Annotated in this window: 19 protein-coding genes; 15 read left to right on the plus strand and 4 right to left on the minus strand. The window is 68.8% G+C overall.

The features are described from left to right. Positions 1 to 20: 20 nt before the first annotated feature. Genes GNX71_RS12720 through GNX71_RS12735 form a run of 4 tightly spaced genes read left to right on the plus strand, consistent with a single transcriptional unit; the run spans position 21 to position 4,610 of the window. Positions 21 to 1,391, plus strand: coding sequence for an MFS transporter (locus GNX71_RS12720; protein WP_206178648.1), 1,371 nt, complete (start codon positions 21 to 23; stop codon positions 1,389 to 1,391). Continuing rightward, the gene (locus GNX71_RS12725; RefSeq protein WP_206178649.1) at positions 1,388 to 2,596 is read left to right on the plus strand and encodes a CoA transferase; all 1,209 of its coding nucleotides are present in this window, start codon (positions 1,388 to 1,390) and stop codon (positions 2,594 to 2,596) included. Before GNX71_RS12720 ends, GNX71_RS12725 begins: the two co-directional genes overlap by 4 nt. Then, complete coding sequence (locus GNX71_RS12730; protein WP_206178650.1) at positions 2,593 to 3,573, plus strand: hydroxymethylglutaryl-CoA lyase; 981 nt, start codon at positions 2,593 to 2,595, stop codon at positions 3,571 to 3,573. The genes GNX71_RS12725 and GNX71_RS12730 overlap by 4 nt, the downstream gene beginning before the upstream one ends. 44 nt (positions 3,574 to 3,617) lie before the next feature. Continuing rightward, positions 3,618 to 4,610, plus strand: coding sequence for a tripartite tricarboxylate transporter substrate binding protein (locus GNX71_RS12735; RefSeq protein WP_206178651.1), 993 nt, complete (start codon positions 3,618 to 3,620; stop codon positions 4,608 to 4,610). A gap of 33 nt (positions 4,611 to 4,643) precedes the next feature. On the opposite strand, the gene GNX71_RS12740 is transcribed toward GNX71_RS12735, so the two are convergent. Beyond that, positions 4,644 to 5,588, minus strand: coding sequence for a LysR family transcriptional regulator (locus GNX71_RS12740; RefSeq protein ID WP_206178652.1), 945 nt, complete (start codon positions 5,586 to 5,588; stop codon positions 4,644 to 4,646). A gap of 215 nt (positions 5,589 to 5,803) precedes the next feature. Between GNX71_RS12740 and GNX71_RS12745 the strand changes: the two genes are divergently transcribed. Next, the gene (locus tag GNX71_RS12745) at positions 5,804 to 6,799 is read left to right on the plus strand and encodes an alpha/beta hydrolase (RefSeq protein ID WP_206178653.1); all 996 of its coding nucleotides are present in this window, start codon (positions 5,804 to 5,806) and stop codon (positions 6,797 to 6,799) included. A gap of 2 nt (positions 6,800 to 6,801) precedes the next feature. Beyond that, entirely contained in the window at positions 6,802 to 7,773 is a 972-nt protein-coding gene (locus GNX71_RS12750) for an MBL fold metallo-hydrolase (protein WP_206178654.1), read from the plus strand. Positions 7,774 to 7,841: 68 nt separating this feature from the next. Here GNX71_RS12750 and GNX71_RS12755 read toward each other — a convergent pair whose 3' ends face one another. Beyond that, complete coding sequence (locus GNX71_RS12755; RefSeq protein WP_206178655.1) at positions 7,842 to 10,373, minus strand: CehA/McbA family metallohydrolase; 2,532 nt, start codon at positions 10,371 to 10,373, stop codon at positions 7,842 to 7,844. 405 nt (positions 10,374 to 10,778) lie between these two features. Here GNX71_RS12755 and GNX71_RS12760 point away from each other — a divergent pair, with 405 nt between their 5' ends. The 5 genes from GNX71_RS12760 (at position 10,779) to GNX71_RS12780 (ending at position 14,995) form a co-directional block, all read left to right on the plus strand. Then, positions 10,779 to 11,672 (plus strand): LysR family transcriptional regulator, encoded by an 894-nt coding sequence (locus tag GNX71_RS12760; RefSeq protein WP_206178656.1) that lies wholly within the window; start codon positions 10,779 to 10,781, stop codon positions 11,670 to 11,672. A gap of 120 nt (positions 11,673 to 11,792) precedes the next feature. Then, positions 11,793 to 12,797, plus strand: a complete 1,005-nt coding sequence (locus tag GNX71_RS12765) for a tripartite tricarboxylate transporter substrate binding protein (protein ID WP_241027250.1) — start codon at positions 11,793 to 11,795, stop codon at positions 12,795 to 12,797. 52 nt (positions 12,798 to 12,849) lie between these two features. Then, positions 12,850 to 13,650, plus strand: a complete 801-nt coding sequence (locus GNX71_RS12770; RefSeq protein WP_206178657.1) for an SDR family NAD(P)-dependent oxidoreductase — start codon at positions 12,850 to 12,852, stop codon at positions 13,648 to 13,650. A 5-nt stretch (positions 13,651 to 13,655) separates the two neighbouring features. Continuing rightward, positions 13,656 to 14,438, plus strand: a complete 783-nt coding sequence (locus tag GNX71_RS12775) for an SDR family oxidoreductase (protein WP_206178658.1) — start codon at positions 13,656 to 13,658, stop codon at positions 14,436 to 14,438. 41 nt (positions 14,439 to 14,479) lie between these two features. Beyond that, positions 14,480 to 14,995, plus strand: coding sequence for a carboxymuconolactone decarboxylase family protein (locus tag GNX71_RS12780; RefSeq protein WP_206178659.1), 516 nt, complete (start codon positions 14,480 to 14,482; stop codon positions 14,993 to 14,995). 3 nt (positions 14,996 to 14,998) lie between these two features. On the opposite strand, the gene GNX71_RS12785 is transcribed toward GNX71_RS12780, so the two are convergent. Beyond that, positions 14,999 to 15,898 (minus strand): LysR family transcriptional regulator, encoded by a 900-nt coding sequence (locus tag GNX71_RS12785; protein WP_206178660.1) that lies wholly within the window; start codon positions 15,896 to 15,898, stop codon positions 14,999 to 15,001. Between the two features lie 89 nt (positions 15,899 to 15,987). Between GNX71_RS12785 and GNX71_RS12790 the strand changes: the two genes are divergently transcribed. The 4 genes from GNX71_RS12790 to GNX71_RS12805 are packed head-to-tail and all read left to right on the plus strand — an operon-like array spanning position 15,988 to position 19,325. Continuing rightward, positions 15,988 to 16,851, plus strand: coding sequence for an amidohydrolase family protein (locus GNX71_RS12790; RefSeq protein ID WP_206178661.1), 864 nt, complete (start codon positions 15,988 to 15,990; stop codon positions 16,849 to 16,851). Then, a complete protein-coding gene (locus tag GNX71_RS12795; RefSeq protein WP_206178662.1) occupies positions 16,848 to 17,681 on the plus strand; it encodes an SDR family NAD(P)-dependent oxidoreductase in 834 nt (277 codons plus the stop codon). The genes GNX71_RS12790 and GNX71_RS12795 overlap by 4 nt, the downstream gene beginning before the upstream one ends. Before the next feature lie 31 nt (positions 17,682 to 17,712). Next, a complete protein-coding gene (locus tag GNX71_RS12800) occupies positions 17,713 to 18,696 on the plus strand; it encodes a tripartite tricarboxylate transporter substrate binding protein (protein WP_206178663.1) in 984 nt (327 codons plus the stop codon). Between the two features lie 17 nt (positions 18,697 to 18,713). After that, positions 18,714 to 19,325, plus strand: coding sequence for a hypothetical protein (locus GNX71_RS12805; protein WP_206178664.1), 612 nt, complete (start codon positions 18,714 to 18,716; stop codon positions 19,323 to 19,325). Here the strand turns inward: GNX71_RS12805 and GNX71_RS12810 are convergent, their stop codons facing one another. Further along, the gene (locus tag GNX71_RS12810; protein ID WP_206178665.1) at positions 19,326 to 21,104 is read right to left on the minus strand and encodes a carboxylesterase family protein; all 1,779 of its coding nucleotides are present in this window, start codon (positions 21,102 to 21,104) and stop codon (positions 19,326 to 19,328) included. Positions 21,105 to 21,201: the final 97 nt, after the last annotated feature.

Consider the following 21,201-nt stretch of genomic DNA (forward strand, 5'->3'; position numbering starts at 1 on the left):
CACTCCACCGGAGACAACACATGGCTTCCACGCTACCCACCCCCGACGACAGCGCCATCGTGCGCAAGGTTGCCTGGCGAATCATGCCGCTCATCATGGTGTGCTACCTCTTCGCCTTCTTCGACCGCATCAACATCAGCTTCGCGAAGTTCGCGCTGCAAAGCGACCTGGGCCTGAGCGACACCGCCTACGGCTTCGGCGCCGGCCTCTTCGTGGTGGGCTACGTGCTCTTCGAGGTGCCCAGCAACCTCATGCTCTACAAGGTCGGCGCACGGCGCTGGATCGCCCGCATCATGGTCTCGTGGGGCGTGGCCACCGCGCTGATGATGTTCGTACAGACCGAGTGGCAGTTCTATGCGCTGCGCTTCCTGATCGGCGCGATGGAGGCGGGCTTTGCGCCCGGCGTGCTGTTCTACCTGACGCTGTGGTTCCCTACGGCCTACCGCGGGCGCATCACCTCGATGCTGTTCCTCGCTTCGGCCTTCGCGGGGCTCTTCGGCGCGCCCGCAGCGGGCCTTGTGCTCTCGCACCTCGACGGCCTCCTGGGCATGGCGGGCTGGCACTGGCTGTTCCTGGTCGGCGGGCTGCCGTGCATCGCGCTGGGCCTCCTGGTGTTCAAGGTGCTCAAGGACCGCATCGAAGACGCCCACTGGCTCACGCCCACCGAGCAGGTGCAGCTCTCGCGCCGCATTGCCGAGCAGGCGCCCACCACCGGTGGCCACGGCTCGCTGCTCGATGCACTGAAGACGCCGGGCTTCCTCACGCTGGGGCTCATCTACTTCCTGATCCAGGTGGCGTCGTACGGCCTCAACTTCTGGGCCCCGCACCTGATCCGCACCTCGGGCAGCACCGATCCGACGGTCATCGGCCTGCTCACCGCGGTGCCGTACCTGTGCGGCGCGATCGCGATGGTCGTGGTGGGGCGCCTGTCGGACCACAGCGGCCAGCGCGTCAAGTTCGTCATCGGCCTGCTGCTGCTCGCGGCCATCGGCTTCTTCGCAGCAGGCCTCTTCGACAAGCACACCGACCTGCTGGTGTTCGCGCTGGCCGTGATGGGCGCGGGCGTCGTGGCCGCCATTCCGGCCTTCTGGGCGCTGCCGCCCAAGCTCGTGAGCGGCGCGGCCGCGGCTGGTGGCATCGCGCTCATCAACACGCTCGGCCAGCTCGGCGGCATCGTGAGCCCGGTGATGGTCGGGCGCATCAAGGACCTCACCGGCAGCACCACCCCCGCGCTCTACGTGATCGGCACGCTCACGCTGCTGTGCGCGGCCATCCTGGCCTACGGCCTGCCGCAGCGGCTGCGCGCCGCGGAGCCGCGTCCCGCCCGTGCGGGGCAGGGCGGCACCCCAAGCGGCATCACCACTTTTGTCGAGAAAGCCCAGAACCCATGAACCCGCTTCTTCCCACCCCCAGCGCCTTGCAAGGCGTGCGCGTCATCGAGATGGGCCAGCTCATCGCCGGCCCCTTTGCCGGCAAGACGCTCGGCGAATTCGGCGCCGACGTCGTCAAGATCGAACCGCCCGGCAGCGGCGACCCGCTGCGCAACTGGCGCCTCATCCAGGAGGGCACCTCGGTCTGGTGGCAGGTGCAGTCGCGCAACAAGCGCTCCATCGCGCTGGACCTGCGCAGCACCGAAGGCCAGGACATCGCGCGCAAGCTCATCGCCGAGGCCGACGTGCTGATCGAGAACTTCCGCCCCGGCACGCTGGAAGGCTGGGGCATGGGCTACGACGTGCTCTCGGCGCTGAACCCCGGCCTCGTGATGCTGCGCATCTCGGGCTACGGACAGACCGGCCCCTACCGCGACCTGCCGGGCTTCGGCGCCATCGGCGAGGCGATGGGTGGGCTGCGCCACCTCACCGGCGAGCCGGGCCAGGTGCCGGTGCGCTGCGGCATCTCCATCGGCGACACGCTGGCCGCGCTGCACGGCACCATCGGCGTGCTCACCGCGCTCTATCACCGCAAGGTGAATGGCGGCAAGGGGCAGGTGATCGACGTGGCGCTCAACGAGGCGGTGTTCAACGTCATGGAAAGCCTGGTGCCCGAGTACAGCGCGTTCGGCGCGGTGCGCGAACCTGCCGGCAGCGCTTTGCCCGGCATCGCGCCATCGAATGCCTACCGCTGCAGCGACGGCTTCGTGCTGATTGCGGGCAACGGCGACAGCATCTTCAAGCGGCTGATGCAGACCATCGGGCGCGACGATCTCGGCGCCGACGCGGCGCTCGCCGACAACGCGGGCCGCGTGGCGCGCGTGGAAGAACTCGACCGGGCCATCGAAGCCTGGACGCTAGGGCGCTCGGTGGCCGGGGTGCTCGACATCCTCGGCGCAGCGCGCGTGCCCGCCGGCAAGGTCTACACCGCCAAGGACATCTGCGAAGACCCGCACTACCGCGCGCGCGACATGCTGCTTTCGCAACGCACGCGCGACGGCCACGACATCGAGGTGCCGGGCGTGGTGCCCAAGCTCATGGGCACGCCAGGCACGGTGCGTTCCTCGGCGCCGGGCCTGGGCGACGACACGGATTCGGTCTTGGACGAACTCGGCTTCACCGCCGATGACATCGCTGCTTTGCGCGGCAGAAAGGTGGTTGCATGAACACGGTGTGGAACGGCGCCTCGCAGCGCATCAGGATGTACGAGGTCGGCACGCGCGACGGCCTGCAGGCCGAGGCGGCCTTCGTGCCGACGGAGGACAAGATCGCATTGGTCAACGCGCTGTCGCGCGCGGGCATGGCGAAGATCGAGGTCACGGCCTTCGTCTCGCCGAAGGCGATTCCCGCGCTGTCCGATGCGGAGATCGTGCTGCGCGAGATCGAGCGCGTGCCCGGCGTCGTCTACAGCGCGCTGGTGCCCAACGTGCGCGGCGCCGAGCGAGCCATCGATGCGCAGGCCAACGAGATGAACCTCGTGATGTCGGCCAGCGAGAGTCACAACCTTGCCAACCTGCGCATGACGCGCGAGCAGTCGCTGCGCGGCCTTGCCGAAGTGGCATCGCTTGCGCGGCAGGCCGGCGTGGCGGTGAATGTGTCGCTCTCGTGCAGCTTCGGCTGCCCGATCGAAGGCGACCTCGCGGAGAGCGATGTGTTCGCATGGTGCGGGCGCTTCGTCGACGAAATCGGCGCGACCGGCATCACGCTGTGCGACACCACGGGCATGGCTTATCCGGGGCAGGTTGCGCGCATGGTGCGCGAGTTCATCGCGCGCTGGCCCGCCACCGACTTGACCCTGCATTTCCACAACACGCGCGGCATGGGTCTGGCGAACGTGCTCGCATCCATCGACGCGGGCGGGCGCTGCTTCGACGCCTCGATCGGCGGCATCGGCGGCTGCCCTTACGCGCCGGGTGCCTCGGGCAATGTGTGCAGCGAGGACATCGCGCATGCGCTGGAGCTCATGGGCTACGACACCGGCATCGACGTGCAGGCGCTGACGGCGGCCGCGCGGCGCCTGCCGGCGCTCATCGGGCACGACACGCCGAGCCAGATCGCGAAGGCCGGACGCCGGCTCGACCTGCATCCGGCGCCGGCCGATTTCGAGGCCACGCGCGCGCGGGCCCTCGCGCGCGATTACTGATTCCCTATCGATTTCAACTTCACAGAAAACCAGGAGACAAAGACATGAAACAGCATCCGAACCCTTCAACCGTGTCACGCCGCAGCCTCTGCGCGCTGACCGCTTTCGCGGCACTGGTAGGCACCAGCGCCTTCGCGCAGACCTATCCCACGCGCCCCGTCACGATGGTCGTGGGCGCCGCGGCCGGCGGCACCACCGACATCGCGGGGCGCATGCTGGCCGATCCGCTCGGCAAGGCGCTGGGCCAATCGGTCATCGTGGACAACAAGTCGGGCGCCAGCGGCGTGATCGCCGCGGTGCAGGTCAAGCGCGCCGAGCCCGATGGCCAGACGCTGCTGATGCAGTACTCGGGCTATCACGTCATCTCCCCGCACGTCGTGAAGCAGAAGCAGTGGGCGCCCGAAGACCTGCGCGCAGTGGCCAACGTGCTGAGCGCGCCGCAGGTGGTGGTGGTGCGCGCGGACGTGCCGGTCAAGAACATGGCCGAGCTGATCGCCTACGCCAAGGCGCACCCGGGCAAGCTCACCTTCGCATCGTCTGGCCCCGGCTCGCTGCAGCACGTGACCGGCGCCATGCTCGAGCAGCAGGCCGGCATCCGCATCACGCACATTCCCTACAAGGGCACGGGGCCGGCATTGCAGGACCTGCTCGGCGGCCAGGTCGACATGACCTTCGGCACGCCGCCGCCGTTCATGCCATTCATCCAGTCGGGCAAGCTGCGCGCCATCGCGGTGACCGGCAAGACGCGCGTGGCGTCGCTGCCGGGCGTGCCGACGGCCGCGGAGGTGGGGCTGCCGAATCTCGACGCGACCTCCTGGTTCGCGGTGTTTGCGCCGGCCAAGACGCCGCAGCCCGTGATCGACCGGCTCAATGCCGAGATCTCGAAGATCGTCGCGACGCCGGCCTTCCAGCAGAAGGCGGCCGAGTTGGGCGCGACGGCCGACTACATGAACGCCAAGCAGCTCGATGAGTTCAGCAAGGCCGAGTTCGTGCGCTGGGGCAAGGTGGTGGAGGCCGCGAAGATCGAGGCGGAGTGACGACTGGGCTGACGGCAGGCCTTGCGCCGCCGGTCAGCATGTGCCGTCGCCTGGCGATCCTGCGTCCGGCGGCACGGCGATCGGCGGCGCAGCGGCTTCGCGCTGCAGCCGTGCCACCAGGAAGTCGATGAAGACGCGCAGCTTCGGCGGCTGCGCATGCCCGCGCGGGAAAACCGCATTCAGCGCGGGGCAGCGCCCGACCCAGCCGGGGAGCACGGGCACCACCAGCCCCTCGGCCACATGCTCGCGCATGATGAGGTCGGTCGCCATCATCAGCCCCGCGCCCGCGAACAGCGGCGCCTTGAGCACCTGGGGATCGTCGGCCTCGATGACGGGCGTGATCTCGAAGCTCTCGGGCGCACCGCCGTTGCTCATCGGCCATGCATAGCCGCTGCCGCGGCGCGCCACGCGTGTGACGAGCGCGCTGTGCTGCCGCAGTTCGAGCGGGTGCTTCGGTTCGCCGTGCCGCGCGAGGTACGCCGCACTCGCATACACCCGGTTGGGAAGCACCGCCAGTTGCCGCGCGGCCATCGAGGAGTCCGGGAGCGTGCCCATGCGCAAGGCGATGTCGATTTCGTCCTCGACGAGATCGAGCGTGCGGTGGGTCAGCACGAGGTCGACGAACAGGTCCGGGTAGAGCACGCGGAATTCGCCGAGCAGCGGCGCGACCAGGCTGACCATGACCGAGTACGAAGAGGTGACGCGCAGCGTGCCGCGCGGTTGGCCTTGCAGTTGGCCGACAGCCGTTTCGGCATCGACCAGCGCCTGCGGAATCTTCCTGCAGTGCTCGAAGTAGACGCTGCCCGCCTCGGTCAGGCCGAGCCGGCGCGTGGTGCGGTGAAGCAGCTGCACCCCGAGCCGCAGTTCGAGTTCGCGCACCTTGCGGCTCACCGTCGTCTTTGGCAGCCGCAGGTCGCGCGCCGCCGCGGTGAAGCTTCCGCCCTCGACGACCTTCACAAAGATCAGGGTGTCTTCCATGTCGGCCTCGTGAAAAACCAGAGGTTTTGATTGTGCCGTGAGCGGCACAATTTTTCCCGGAATGCGGGGCTTATCGCTTCAGCTCGCCGTCGATATCTTTGGATCGTGCCGCATCAAGCAACAGTCGCGGCGCAACCCGAGCATCCCGACCCACTGAAAGCGAGCACATCGTGAATCACTTTTCCAAACTGGCATTCATCGCAGGAGCCCTCACCATGACCACCCTCACGCAGCCTGCCGTCGCCGCAACCGATGCAGCGACGGACCCCCGGATCGACCCACCGGTCCGGTCCTTCCTGGCCGACGTCAACAAGGACAGCAGCCCGTTCTGGACATTGCCCGGGCCCCAGGTCCGCGCGGTGCTCACGGGCCTCCAGGCCAAGACGCCGGTCGACGTTTCCGGCGTCATCATTTCGGAGAAGACGATTTCCGGGAACGGAAAGAGCGTCAAGCTCTACGTGATGAAGCCGGAGAACGCGACGGGCAAGCCGCCGGTGCTGCTCTTCATCCACGGCGGCGTCTGGATCGCCGGCGACTTCGAGAACCACAAGCGGCTGGTTCGCGACCTGGTCGTCGGCTCGGGCGCGGCGGCGGTGTTCGTCGAGTACACGCCGATCCCCGACGCCGTGTTCCCCACGCAGATGGAGCAGAGCTACGCCGCCGCCAAATGGGTGGCCGAGCACGGCGCGGAAATCGGCGTCGATGGCAGCCGCATCGCGGTGGCCGGCAACTCGGTGGGCGGCAACATGTCGGCCGCGCTGACCCTGATGGCCAAGGACCGCGGCGGCCCGAACATCCGGCTGCAGGTGCTGCTGATTCCGGCCACCGACACCGATTTCGAGACCCAGTCGTACCGCGACTTCGACTCGGGCCGCTTCCTCTCGCGTGCCTTCATGCAATTCGGCTGGAACATCTACGCGCCCGATGCGAAGACGCGGCAGAACCCCTACGCCGTGCCCATGCGCGCGACGACCGAGCAACTGCGCGGCCTGCCCAAGGCGCTGGTCATCACGGCCGAGAACGACCCGCTGCGCGACGAAGGCGAAGCCTATGCCCGCAAGCTCAAGGAAGCGGGCGTCGAGGTGACGGCGACGCGTTACAACGGCACGATCCACGACTTCGTGCTGCTCAACGGCATCCGCAACCAGGCGAGCACGCAGGCCGCGATCAGGCAGGCCAGCGAAGCGATTCGCGACGCACTGAAGCCATGACCATGGCCACGACGAAGCACAAGGTCGCGGGCCTGCTCGCCGCGCTGATGGTTGCCATCGCGCCGATGGCATCGGCCGATCCCGTGGCGGCGCCGGCCGGCTGGGTCGCACAGCAGGCGCCCGGCTACTACCGGTTTCGCCTCGGCGACTTCAAGGTCACGGTGCTGTCGGACGGCACCGCGTCGCGCGACCTGCCGACGATCATGAGCAAGCCCGCCGAGGTCCGCAAGGCGTTCGGCGCATCGCATCAGGCGCTGCCGGTGGAGCTCTCGATCAACTGCTACCTGATCGACACGGGCGCGCACCGCATCCTGGTCGACACGGGCGCGGGAGAACTGTTCGGCACTGCCGGCGGGCAGCTGGTCGCGAACATGCGCGCCGCGGGCTACCAGCCCGAGGACATCGACACGGTCCTGCTCACGCATATCCATGGCGACCATTCGGGCAGGCTGAGCATCGGCGGCCAGCGCGTGTTTCCGAATGCGGTGGTGCACGTCGACCAGCGCGATTCGAACTACTGGCTGAGCCCGGCCGCCGAGGCGCGCGCTCCGGCGAACCGCAAGACGACGTTCAGGCAATCGCACCAGACGGTCGACCCCTACGTCGATGCCGGCAAGCTGCAGGCCTTCGATGGCGCCACCGAGTTGCTCCCGGGCGTGCGAAGCCTGCCGCTGCCGGGCCACACGCCGGGGCTGAGCGGCTACCTGGTCGAGAGCCGGGGAGAGCGGTTGCTGCTGTGGGGCGACATCGTGCACGCCGCCGAAGTGCAGTTCCGCGATCCGACGGTCTCGGTGGAATACGACGTCGCGCCGGCCGAAGCGATCGCATCGCGCCGGAAGATCCTGCGCGATGCCGCGCGGCAGGGCTACCTGGTCGGGAGCGCGCACATCTCCTTCCCGGGGCTGGGCCATGTGAAGGCCGAGCGGGTGGGCTACAGCTGGGTGCCCGCGCCGTACAGCGTGTCGTTGAAGTAGCGGCGAACGACAAGGCCGGACGAAAAAAAACCCGCCATGGCGGGGCTTCTTTCATGGGCGACGGCAGGTCACTTCGCAGACAGCAGGAACACCTGCTGCGTCTGGTCGCGCTGCAGCCGCGTGGCATTGCGCGTGCTCGCGAAGGCGATCACGCCACCCGAGGTCACGGGCCAGGTGTTGATGCCCGAGCCCTTCAGCAGCGTCCCCGCATCCCAACCCGCGGGCTTCTTGTAGACCGCCGTCATCACGCGCCAGCGCCAGTCGGCCGAGCGCGAGTCGAACCAGACCACGCGCACCGAGCCGTCCGCATCCACGCCCAGGCGCGGACGCTGGCTCATGGTGGTCGGCTCGGCGGCCAGCACCGCGGGCGCCGAGAAGGTCGCGCCGCCGTCGCCCGACACCGCCGCGAGCACCGCGAGGTTCTTGCCGGCGGGTTCCTGCTCCTTGCTTTCCCAAGCGACGACGAGGTCGCCGTTGCCGGCGAACGCCACGTCGGGATGGCGATCGGCGCGGTCGGTGGCGCCCAGGCTCACGGGCGTGGCCCATGCACCGGCGGCGCCGCGCACTGCGACCTGGATCTGCCAGTCGTCGGGGTTGGAGCCGTCTCCGTAGGCGGCCGCGCCTGTCCACAGCGGGTCCTGGTCGTTGCGGTTGTCCTGCCATGCCACGGCGACGCGGCCATCGGCCGCGACCGTCACGTTCGGCAGCACCGAGGCCGGGTAGTGCGGCGAGCGCGTGTCGTCGGGCGTGCCGGCATCGACCGACTTGCCGGCGCGCGAGAGGTTGCGCGGCTGCGCATCGGTGCCCACTTCCTGCACCATGATGTCGAAGGGCTGGCCGCTCTGGATTTCCTGCCACGCGACCACCGGCTTGCCGCTGGCTGCGATGGCAATGTCCGGATGCTCGGCGCGGCCTTCGAGCGAGCGCACCGTTTCGGTCGATGCCCAGGTCATGCCGCCGTCGGCGGAATGGCGCAGGTTGATGACCGGGCGATGCGGCACCTGCACGGTGTCTTCTTCCCACGCCACCCACACGTCGTTGCCGCGCACGGCCACGCGCGGAAAGCGCGCGACGCCCTTGCCGCTCAATGTGCGGCCGGCATCGTTCCAGGCGCCCTTGGCGTCCCTGCGGCGGTAGACGACGGTGCTCGTCGCATCGCCGTGCATCTCGGTGACGGCATGCACCACGCCCGCGTCGGTCGCGATGTCGGGGAAACCGGCGAAGTCGCCGCGCGCACCCGCGACGCGGAGGGCCCCGTCGGCCACGCTGTCTTCCTTCGGCACGGCGACTTCCGGCTTCGGCTCGACCGGCGCGGGCGAAACGAAGATCGGCGACACGGCGGCCTTCAGCTCCACAGCCTGCGCGGCCGGCGGAATCGGCACGTTGAGGCCGCGCACTTCGACGCGGTACCAGTCGGGCTGCGAGCCTGCGGTGATGTCCACGCTGAAGGTCTCGTCGTCGCGCGTCGGCTTGAAGGTCTTGAACGCGCCGGCGCTCTTGCCGGGCATGCGGAACACCAGCACGTCCATGCCTGCGGCGCGCTGCACGCTGATGCGCAGGTGCCCCGCGGTGCCCGCGGGAACGAAGACCTCGTCGCCGCTCATGGCGGTGTAGCCGCCGCCCTTGAGGTCGGTCGTCATCGAGACGGCGGGGCCGGTCGGGTTGATCGACAGGCTGGTGTAGCCGGCGCGCATGGCTTCGAGGATGCCGCGCTCGTTGTAGGCCTTGGCCAGCACCTTGGTCACGGGCATGCCGGGGCTGTTGAGGTAGGGCGCGCCCCAGTATTCGCGGAAGTGGTTGTCGCTCGCGCCGGCCACGCCGAAGCGGAAGCCCGCGTTCCAGCGGTTCTCGGCGTAGTCCATCTGCTTGTCGGGGCTCTTGGAGCGGTTCCAGACTTCGACGAGGTTCACGCCCTGCACGTTGGCGTTGATGTTGGGCGAGCCGTCGGAATTCATCTCGCCGTCATCCGCATGCGCGATCGACCAGATGGCGCCCTGCGCATGTGCGTCCCAGATCGATTGCTGCACCAGCGCGAACTGCGCGCGGTCGGGATGCATCGCGCCCTGCACGACCGAGTCCACGCCGCCCAGCGAGATGGCGTGCGGCTTGCCGTTGGCTTCTTCACCGCGCAGGAGCAGCAGCGACGACGATTCCCACAGCGGGTCGTAGTGCTGGTCGTAGGTGCGGTGGTCGGTGAAGGGCATGAAGTCCAGGCCCGTGCGCCCGGCCTGGCCGATCTGGTCGGCCAGCGACAGGTTGCCCTTGGCCATGTCGTGGCTCAACTGGCGCGGCGCGCTGCCGTCGTCGGAGTGGTCGTCGTGCACGTGCGTGTCGCCCTTGAACCAGGTGCCCGTGGGCGCGGCCTTGTCGGCGAGCGAGAACTTGGCGACGACGGTGCGGGCCTCGCCCATCGTGAGTTCGCAGACATCGGTGCTGCCTTCGCAGGCGCCTTGCCAGCCGGCGAAGACGGAGCCGCGCGCGGCGGTGGCGATGAGCTTGACGCTCGCGCCCTCGGCGTAGTCGGCGCTGCACTGCGTGTCGCAGGCGATCGCGGTGTCCAGCGACTCCACATCGCCGCTGCCGTCGCCTTGCACGCTCACCGATGCGGCGTGCTTGGCACCCGCGTCGCCGGGAGGAGGAGACGGGTTGCCAGGGGTGCCCGGGTCGCCGGGATTGCCGGAATTCGGACCCTGGGGGAGCAGGGGGAAGAAGGAGCCTCCGCCGTTGCCCGAGCCTCCCCCACAGGACGCGAGGAAGACCGCGCAGGCCACCACCAGGAAGCGTTTTGAGAAAGTTTGAGTCGCCGACACCGTGAACCTCTGGAATGAAGGAAGGCGGAACTCCGCAGGCTGTCTGCCGGGAGATTCCACCGGAAATGGAAACCAAAGGATGCTGTTTGCGCGTTACACGATTGTGAAAAATACTCAATGCATTCTTTGTTTTCGATTAAGTAATGTTCAATATGTGCTGGCACCCGCGTCCACCCGATGACTGAAAATCGCGCGATGGACATCGCCTCACTCGAAATCCTCGTGGCCGCCATCGAGGAGAAAAGCCTCTCGCGTGCGGCCGACCGGGTGCATGTCGTCACCTCCGCCGCGAGCAAGCGCATCACCGAACTCGAGCGCCAGCTGGGCACGCGGCTCCTGCGCCGCCACGGCCGGGGCGTGGAGGCCACGCCCGCGGGCGCGATGCTCTACCAGCAGGCCAAGGCGATCCTGCGCACGCTCGCGCAGGTGCAGACATCGCTCGGCGCGTACTCGGCCAGCGGCGTGCCCAAGGTCCGGCTGGTCGCCAATTCTTCGGCGGTGCAGCAGTTCCTGCCTTCGGAGATCAGCAGCTTCTCGCGCAAGGCGCCGGACTCGCGGGTCGACCTGATGGAGGCCTTCAGCTACGACGTGCCGCGCATCGTGGCCGACGGCGAGGCGGACATCGGCGTGTATCACGCGGCCCATCCGGCGGCCGGCGTGGTGTCGATGCCCTACCGCACCGATCGTGTCGGGCTCGTCGTGCCGGTGGGCCACGCGCTTTCCCGGCGGGAAACGCTGCGGCTCGAAGACGCGCTCGACTACGACTTCCTCGGCTACTTCCCGCGCCACAGCGTGGAGGAGTTCATGCAGCTCATCGCGCCCGCGCTGCCGCGTCCGCTGCGGGTGCGCGCGCAGGTGTCCAACCCCGAGGCCCGTTGCGAACTGGTGCGCGAAGGGCTGGGCCTGGCGATCGTGCCGGTGGGCATCGCGCGCAACTACGAGGCGCGCATGGGCCTGGTCGTGCTGCCGCTGGAAGACGACTGGGCACACCGGCAGCTGTGGGTGTGCGTGGGCGACCGGGCGGCGCTGTCGCCGGCGGCGCAGGAATTCCTTGCGCACCTGCTGTCCGGCGAGGGCCGCGGCGCCTAGGCGCCGGAAAAGGAGCTTTGCCGAATCGTCAAAGCAGGGCGCGCCCGCGTTCCTAGACTTCCTGTTCGCCGCGATGCCCTGCGCAAGGGGTATCGCCAGACAGAACAAGGAGACGCCATCTTGAATTCCCCCAGCCTGCAGCGCCGCGCCGTGCTGCGCATGGCCACGGCCGGCACGGCCCTCGCCGGCGCACCGGCCCTCTTCATCGGCACGGCCGCCCGCGCCGCCGATGCCTTTCCATCGCGGCCGCTGCGCGTCGTGATTCCCTTCACCGCCGGTGGCGGCACCGACGTCGTCGGCCGCGTGCTCGGCCAGGCGCTCGCGGTCGAACTGGGGCAGCCGGTCATCATCGACAACCGCGCAGGCGCCGGCACCGTGATCGGCTCGGACATCGTCTCCAAGGCGCCCGCCGACGGCTACACGCTGCTGCTGACCACTTCGGCGCTCGCGATCAACGCCTCGCTGGTGAAGAGCCTGCCCTACGACACCGAGAAGGGCTTCACCGAAGTGGGCCTCATCTGCCACGGCCCCAACGTGCTGGTCACGCGACCCAACAGCCCCTACAAGACGATTGCCGACGTCATCAAGGCCGCCAAGGCCAATCCGGCGAAGCTGAACTACGGCTCCTCGGGCAACGGCTCGGCCGTGCACCTGGCCGGCGAGCTGTTCAAGAACATGGCGCAGGTCGACATCACGCACGTGCCTTACCGCGGCGCGGGCCCGGCCTACACCGACCTGCTCGGCGGGCAGATCGACATGGTCTTCGCCACCGCGGGCGGCGTCGCCAAGTTCGTCGAGAGCGGAAAGATGCGCGCCGTCGCGGTCACTTCACCGCAGCGCTCGGCCGCCTACAAGAACGTGCCGGCCATCGCCGAGACGATCCCCGGCTACAGCGCCGAGGTCTGGTACGCGATCTTCGCGCCGGGCGGCACGCCACCGGCCGTGCTCGAGCGCCTGAACGCGGCACTGCGCAAGGCCGCCGAGGCACCGGCGTACCGCGAGCGGCTCGCGGGCGAGGGACTGACCGTGGCGGTCAACTCGCCACCGGAGATGACGAAGTTCATGCGCGCGGAAGAAGCGCGCTGGCGCAAGGTCGTCACCGACGGCCACATCACGATCGATTGATCGCAGCCGCCGCACGACAACGAATCACACACACAGGAACAACGGAACCGACATGGGCACAGGAAGACTGGAAGGCAAGATCGCCATCATCGTGGGCGCGGGACAGCAGCCGGGCGACACGGTGGGCAACGGCCGCGCGACAGCCGAGCGCTTTGCGCAAGAGGGTGCGACGCTGCTCCTGGTGGACATCAACGAGGAATGGGCCGCAAGCACCCGCGATGCGGTTGCCGCACTCGGCGGCAGCGCCTCGGTGCTGCGCGCGGACATCACGCGCGAGGCGGACTGCGCCGCGATCGCCGCCGCGTGCATCGAACGCCATGGCCGCATCGACATCCTGCACAACAACGTGGGCCGTTCCAAGGGCGACCGCAAGACGGTCGAGATGGACGCCGACACGTGGGACAGCATCATGGCGATGAACCTCAAGGGCATGTTCATGACCTGCAAGCACGTGCTGCCGCACATGATCGAGCGGCAGTCGGGCTGCATCGTCAACATCTCCTCGACCTCGTCGCTGGCGGCGCGGCCGAGCATCACCTACAAGACCAGCAAGGGCGCGGTCAACACGATGACGCAGCACATCGCGATGGAGAACGCGCGCCACGGCGTCCGCGCCAACGTGATCCTGCCGGGGTTGATCGACACGCCCATGGCCATCGAGCGCCGGGCGCAGGAGCGCGGCGTCTCGCGCGACGTGATCCGTGCCGAGCGCGAGGCGCTGGTGCCGATGGGCCGCATGGGCACGGCCTGGGACGTGGCGAACGCGGCGCTGTTCCTCGCCTCCGACGAGGCGCGCTACATCACGGGCGTGATCCTGCCGGTCGACGGCGGGCTGCTCGAGAAGCGGGGCTGAACGCGGTGGACCTCGGACTTGCCGGGCGCCACGTGCTCGTGACCGGCGCCAGCCGCGGCATCGGCTTTGCATGCGTGCAGGCCTTTCTGGCCGAAGGCGCGCGGGTGACGATGCTGTCGCGCGACGACGCCGCCTTGCGCACGGCTGCGCAGTCGCTGAATGCAGAAGGCCGCGTCGCCTGGCATGCCGCCGACCTGCGCAACCCCGCATCGGCACTTGCCGCGCTCGATGCGATCGAAGCTGCGTCGGGCCCGCTCGACGTGCTGGTCAACTGCGCCGGCGCCGCCAGGCGCAGGCCGCCAAGCGAACTCGATGCCGCGGCCTGGAGCGACGCGATGCAGGCCAAGTTCTTCAGCTACATCCACGTCATGGCGCCGGCCGTGCAGCGCATGGCCGCGCGCGGTGTGGGCAGCGTGGTCAACATCGTCGGCGCGGGCGGCAAGGTTGCCAACCCGACGCACCTTGCGGGCGGTGCCGCGAATGCCGCGCTGCTGCTCGCGAGCGCCGGCATGGCGGCTGCGTATGCGCGCCAGGGCGTGCGAATCAACGCGCTCAATCCGGGCCAGGTGGCCACCGAGCGGCTGCGCCAGCGGCAGGAAGCCGAAGCCCGGCTCGCCGCGCTCGAAGGCCGGCCCGCGCCAGCCGCGCCGGGCGCCACGCTCCCCATCGGCCGGCCCGCCGAGCCGCGCGAGATCGCCGACATGGTGGTCTTTCTCGCCTCGGACCGCGCAAGCTACGTGACCGGCGCCACGATCGCCATGGACGGCGCAGCGACGCCCATGATCTGAGCGCAGACTTTTTTCCTTTTCATCTTCGAACCGAAACCATCATGCGAATCTCTCCCGTCGAACCCGGAAGCCGCCCCGAACTCGCCACGCTCGAAGCGGAAATCGCCAGGCAGCGTGGCCGCGTCTCGCCGCTCTACCAGGTGCTGCTCAACAGCCCGCCCATGGCGCATGGCTGGGAGCAACTGCTGACGGCCGTGCGCCGCCACAACAGCCTGCCCGAGGCGGCGCGCGAGCTGGTCATCCTGCGTGTGGCGGTGCTCAACCGGGCGCGCTACGAATACGACGCGCACGTGCCCATCGCGCTGCAGGCGGGCGCCTCGCAGGCGGCGGTCGATGCGCTGTCGGACCCGGCGGCCATCGGCCCGGGCCTGTCGGCCGACGAGGCGCTGCTCATCGAACTCACCGATGCGATGACGAACAGCATCGAGGTGCCGGCCGCCCTCTACCAGCAGGTCAGCGCGCGCTTCACGCCGCAGCAGGTGGTCGATGCGATGGTCACGATCGGTGCCTACAACATGGTGTCGCGCTTCCTCGTGGCGCTCGAGATCGGGCACTGAGCTTCATTCGGCCTTCGTGCTCGCGTAATGCTCCAGCGCCAGCTCGCGCAGCACCTGCGCGGCCCAGCGGCTCGGCCGCGTCGCGGGCCGGGCCTTCGGAATGGCGAGCACGATGCGGTTGCGGATGGCCGGCGCATGGATGGCCGCGCGATGCAGCGGCTTGTCGTAGGTCCACAGGTGCACCGCGCTTTGCGGCAGCACCGTGTACGACACGCCGCGCGCCACCAGCGACAGCACGGTCTGCACCGAGTCGACCTCCGCGACGATCGACAGCGGCATGCCGCGCGGCTTGGTTTCGCGTTCGAGGAGCTGGCGCAGCGCGTTCGGTCCGCTCGGCATCACGAGCGGCAGTGCAGCGACCTCGGCCAGCTTCATGCGGCGCGGCAGCGGTTCGGGGCCGATCACGATCAGCGGCTCGCGCGCCAGCGTTTCCTCCTGCATCTGGGGCGAGGGCGGCGGATCGAACAGGATCGCAAGGTCGAGCTTGCCCGCGACCAGCCATTCGCGCAGGCGGATGCTCAGGCCCTCGACCACGCTGATGACTGCATCGGGAAACTTCGCGCGAAAGCGCTCCACCAGGTCGGCCGCGAGCACATGCGCCACGCGTGGCGGCAGGCCGACCACGACGCGGCCGTGCGGGCTGGCGCGCCGCTCCTGCATGTCCGCGCGGGCCCGGTCGGCCATCTCGAGGATCGCCCGCGCATGCGCGAGCAACGCGAGGCCCGACTCGGTGGCCTCGACCCCGCGGCCGGTGCGCACGAGCAGCGGCTGGCCGGCTTCTTCCTCGAGCAACAGGATCTGCCGGCTCAGCGCCGGCTGCGACATGTGCAGCGAGGCCGCGCCCCTGCTGAAGCTGCCCGCCTCGACGACGGCGACGAAATAGTTGAGGCGCGTGAGGTCCATGGGCGATGCATTTTACGGATAGCTGATATCCGGCAAAAGCAGAGCTCGAGCTGCGGGCACCGCAAGACAATTCATCGAGAGACAACGACATGCCAACAACCCTGACCTACAACCCGCGGCCCTCGGTGCCGCATCTTCAACTGCCGCCCGGCGCTTGCGATGCGCATGTGCACATCTTCGGGCCGGCCGCGCAATTTCCCTTTTCCGAAACGCTCAACTGGACGCCGGCCGACGCGCCGAAGGAGGCGCTCTTCGCGCTGCACGAGCAACTGGGCATCGACCGCTGCGTGATCGTCCAGTCGCTGGTGCACGGCTTCGACAACCGCGTGATCGAGGATGCGATCGCCGCGGGCGGCGGGCGCTACCTGGGCGTGGCGCTGGTGCCGCTCGGCGTGACCGATGCCGAACTCGCGCGCCTGGCGGCAGCGGGATTCCGCGGCGTGCGCTTCAACTTCATGAAGCACCTGGGCGCCTCCGCGAGCGTGGACGATATCGTCGCCTTCACCCGCCGTCTGGCGCCGCTGGGCATGCATCTGCAGGTGCATTTCGAGAGCAGCCTGGTGCATGCACTGGCTGCGCCGCTCGCGCGCAGCGCGGTGCCGGTGGTCGTCGATCACATGGGCCGCGTCGATGCCTCGCTCGGTGCGGACCATGCCGACTTCGCGGCGTTGCGCGCGCTGCTGCGCAACCCGCTCTTTCGCGTGAAGTTGAGCGGCATCGACCGCATCTCGGCCGGCGCGGACTACGCCGCCGGCATCGCGCTCGCACATGTGCTGGCCCACGAGTTCCCCGAGCGGTGCCTCTGGGGCAGCGACTGGCCGCACCCCAACCATCACCACGTGCCGGACGACGGCGTGCTCGTCGATGCGCTGACGCAGATCGCGCCGGACGCCGCGCTGCGCGAACAGATCCTGGTGCGCAATCCCCTCGACTTCTACCGGTTCGACGCATGACGACTACAGCAGCAGATTTCTTCCAACCCACCGCGCGCCGCCTCGAAGGCAAGGTGGCACTCATCACCGGTGCGGGCTCGGTCGGCCCCGGCTGGGGCAACGGCCGCGCGATTGCCGTGCGCTTCGCGCAAGAGGGCGCGCAGGTGTTCGGCGTGGACCGCGACATCGATCGCATGGGCGAAACCGCCGAACTCATCGCGCAGGCCGGCGGCGTGTTCGCGACCGCGGCGTGCGACGTCACGCAGGCTGCGTCGATCGAGGCGATGGTGGCGCAGTGCATCGCGCGCTTCGGCCGCATCGACGTGCTGGTCAACAACGTGGGTGGCTCGGCCAAGGGCGGACCGGTCGAAATGCCTGAAGCAGTGTGGGATGCGCAGGTCGACCACAACTTGAAGAGCGTGTTCCTCACCTGCAAGCACGTGCTGCCGCACATGCTGGCGCAGGGCAACGGCGCCATCGTCAACCTGGCATCGACCTCGGCCACGCGCTGGACCGGCGCCGCGCAGATCGCCTATGCCTCCACCAAGGCGGCGGTGATGCAGTTCTCGGGCGTGCTCGCGGTGCAGTACGCGGGGCAGGGCATTCGCGTGAACACGGTCGTGCCGGGGCAGCTTCATACGCCGATGGTCGAGACGCGTCTTGCCGGCCAGCGGGCGGGCGGCGATGTCGAGGCGCTGCTCAAACAGCGCCAAGCCCGCATTCCGCTGCCCTTCACGGGCGACGGGCGCGACACCGCCGCGGCGGCGCTCTTTCTGGCGTCCGACGAGGCGCGCTTCGTCACCGGCACCGAGATCGTGGTGGACGGCGGCATGTCCGTGCGCTGCGACTGACTTCCCCACAAGAACCATCAGGAGACTCCGGATGAAACATCCGTTCGTTCGCAGGCGGCATTGCCTGCAGGGCCTTGCCGCCGCCGCACTGGTGGCCGCGGGCATTCCCGCCCGTGCGCAGCAGGACAAGATCACGCGCATCGTGGTCGCCTTTCCGCCAGGCGGCCCCGTCGATTTCGTCGCCCGCGCGATCGCCGAGCAACTCGGCAAGGAAACCGGCCACCAGGTCATCGTCGAGAACAAGGCGGGTGCCAACGGCGGCATCGCGGCCGAGTACGTGTCGCGCTCTGCGCCCGATGCGCAGACGCTGTGGCTCACCAGCGTGGGCGCGGTCGCGATCAATCCGTCGCTGTACGAGAAGCTCATGTACGACCCGGCGAAGGACCTGACGCCCATCTCGCTGGTGGTGCGCAACGTCGAGGTGCTCGTGGTCGGGGCCAATGCACCGTACAACACCGGCGCCGAGTTCGTGGCCGCTGCGAAGAAGAGCAAGCAGCCATTGACGCTCGCCTCGTCGGGCACCGGCAGCGTGCCGCACCTGGCGATGGAACTGCTCTCGGACGCCGCGAAGACACCGCTGCTGCACGTGCCCTACAAGGGCGCCGCGCCGGCCATCACCGACGTGCTCGCGGGGCATGTGGACGGTTTCTTCGGCGACATCCCGGGGCTGCTGCCGTTCATCACCAGCCGAAAGCTCAAGCCCATCGGCATTGCCGCCTCGAAGCGGCATCCGCTGCTGCCCGAGGTCAAGACCTTCCTCGAGATGGGCATTCCCGGTGTCGATTCGGACAACTGGTATGCGCTGTTCGCGGCCAAGGGAACGCCGGCCGGCGTGGCCGACGCGATGAACCAGGCACTGCGCCGCACGCTCGCCAACGAGGGCGTGAAAAGCCGGCTGATGGCATCGGGCGCCGAGCCCGCGCCTTCGAGCCCGGCTGAACTGAGCGCGCTGCTGGCGCGCGACAGCGCCAAGTGGGGCGCCGTGGTGCGCGCCAAGAAGATCAAGCCCGATTGATTGATTGATTGATGCCGATGCAAGAAGACACCGCACCCCATTTCGTTCTCCTCCAGATGCGCACCGCGCCCGATGCGGCCTCGCGCATCGATGCGGATGTCCGCGCGTTCCATGCCGACAACGGACCCGCGCTCCTGCTGCACCGCGCGGCGCTGAGCCTCGATGGATCGCAGGCCTATGTCTACCTGAAGTCGCATGCGGCCGAGGCGCCCGATGCCGAGGCGATCACCGCGGCGTTCCAAGCCCGGTGTGATTGGGCCGGCGAGGTGCGCGCATCGCCGCTCGAGGCGATGCGCGACTTCGCGGGCGCCTCGACCGGCGAGCGCCCGCACTTTCACTACGTCGTCGAAACCGACCCCGAGACGGGCTGGCTCGACGAGATCTCGCGCTGGTACGACACCGAGCACATGCCCGGCCTCGCGGCGGTGCCCGGCTGCGTGCGGGCGATGCGCTTCCTCAATCGCGGTGCGGGCCCGCTGTCCCTGGCCTGCTACGACCTGCTGCGCGAAGACGTGCTGGGCTCGCCGCCCTGGCTCGCGGTGCGCGCCACCGCGTGGAGCGGTATCGCGCGGCCGCACTTCACGAACACGAAGCGGACCATGTTCCGCGTGGTCGCCGAAGCGTCGTAGCTACTGCACCGTGATCGCCTTCGCCGACAGCGAGGCGTCGAAGTTCAGCATCGACGGGTACTGCGGCCAGTTGACCCCCAGCGCCGCGTTGTTGGGGTTCCCGCTGCGGGCGAACGCCGCGAGGCTCTTCATCATCGCGTCCGACAGTTCCAGCCGGCCCGGCTCGTTCGCCTTCGAGTTCGCGAACTTCGAATAGAGCGACGGGCCGAAGTTGCCGAACACGAACGGCAGGTCGAAGGTGTGCGCGGCACCGAAGATGTCGTTGAACGGCGCCGGCGACTTGTCCCAGTTGAACTGGTACCACCACAGCGGCACGTTCTGCGCCTGCAGCACCGGGAAGATCTGCTTGCGCAGCGCGATGAAGAAATACTGGTTGTACAGGTCGGTCCTCGCGTTGAAGCCGGTCACCGGCGTCGTGACGGGCAGGTACTGGCCGGGGATCCATTGCTCGAGCGACGTGGTGGGCGCGGCGTTCGGGTCATAGCTGTAGGCCATCGAGAACACCGTCGGGTCGTCGAGCAGCCGGCCGCTGATGCCGCCGAACGCAGGCGAGGTGGCCAGGTTCTGCGGGAAGAGCTTGGTCTCGTCGCGCGTGTAGCCGGCCAGCACCGGCACCTTCAGGAACTGCCCCGCGTTGATCGCCGCGATCGGATCGACCGGAACCACCGTGCCGTCGTTCAGCGGATTGGAGGCCGACAGACCCAGCGGCACGAGCTTCTTGAGCACCGTCTGCAGCAGGGTGTCCGCGCTCTTCGAACGGAGGTACGCGGCCAGGTCGGCGTTGCTCTGCTTGGCGATGTAGGTCGCCGCAGCCGCGTCGTCCGCCACGGTGCCGTCGGCCACGAGCAGGGCGCTCAGGAGCGCGTTGACCTGGTTCGGCTTGGTCGTGGCCGTCGCGACGCCGCCGCTCAGGGGAACCAGGCGCTGGAACAGCGCCGGCTTGGCGTTGGCCACCAGTGGCGAGACCATCAGCGCGTAGATGTTGACGGCACCGGCCGACTGGCCCATCAGCGTGACGTTGCCCGGGTCGCCGCCGAAGGCCGCGATGTTCGCATTGACGAACTTCATGCCCTTGATGAGGTCCAGGATCGCGTAGTTGCCGGAGTCGTCGTTCGCATCGAGGCCGGCCTTGAGCTGCGGCGAGGCGAGGAACCCCATGATGCCCAGGCGGTAGTTCACCGTGACGACGACCGCGTTGGCCGCCTTCGCGAGCGCTGCGCCGTCGTAGACCGGATCGCCCGTATAGCCGGTGATGTTGCTGCCGCCGTAGACGAAGACGATGACGGGCAGCTTGTCGGTCGCCTTGGCTGTCGACGGCGCCCAGATGTTGAGGTACAGGCAGTCCTCGGAACCGGTGGTCTTGCCGATGGAGGTGCCGATGGTCGCGTCGTACTGGTTGTTCTGGCCCGGGCCGTAGAGGCGGCCGGTCTGCACGCAGGCGTTGCCGAGCTTCTGCGTCGTCTTGACCGTGGCCCACGGCTCCGGATCGACCGGCGCCTTCCAGCGCAGGTTGCCGACCGGCGCCTTGGCAAAGGGCACGCCCTTCCAGTTGTAGGTGCCGTTCGTCGCGGCATCGTCGGTGCCGAGGATGCTGCCGTAGACGGTGGCGCGCTGCAGGGGCGAGGTCGCGACCGGCGGCGGTTCGCTGGGTGGCGGGGAGGTCGTGGCCGGGGGGATGGGCGTGAACACGGGATTGTTGCTCCCCCCTCCGCCGCAAGCGGTCAGCTGCAGCAGGGCGAGGACGGCGCAGGCGGTGCCGGCGCGCAAGTGGCGAATCATGGTGATGTCTCCGTTTGTCTCTGTTGTCATGGCCGTCAGCGCGGCTGCCGGCCGTCTTTGACCCGCCGACATGCGTACAGGCCGGCGGGCGACCACA

Source organism: Variovorax sp. RKNM96 (assembly GCF_017161115.1).
Classification (GTDB): Bacteria; Pseudomonadota; Gammaproteobacteria; order Burkholderiales; family Burkholderiaceae_C; genus Variovorax.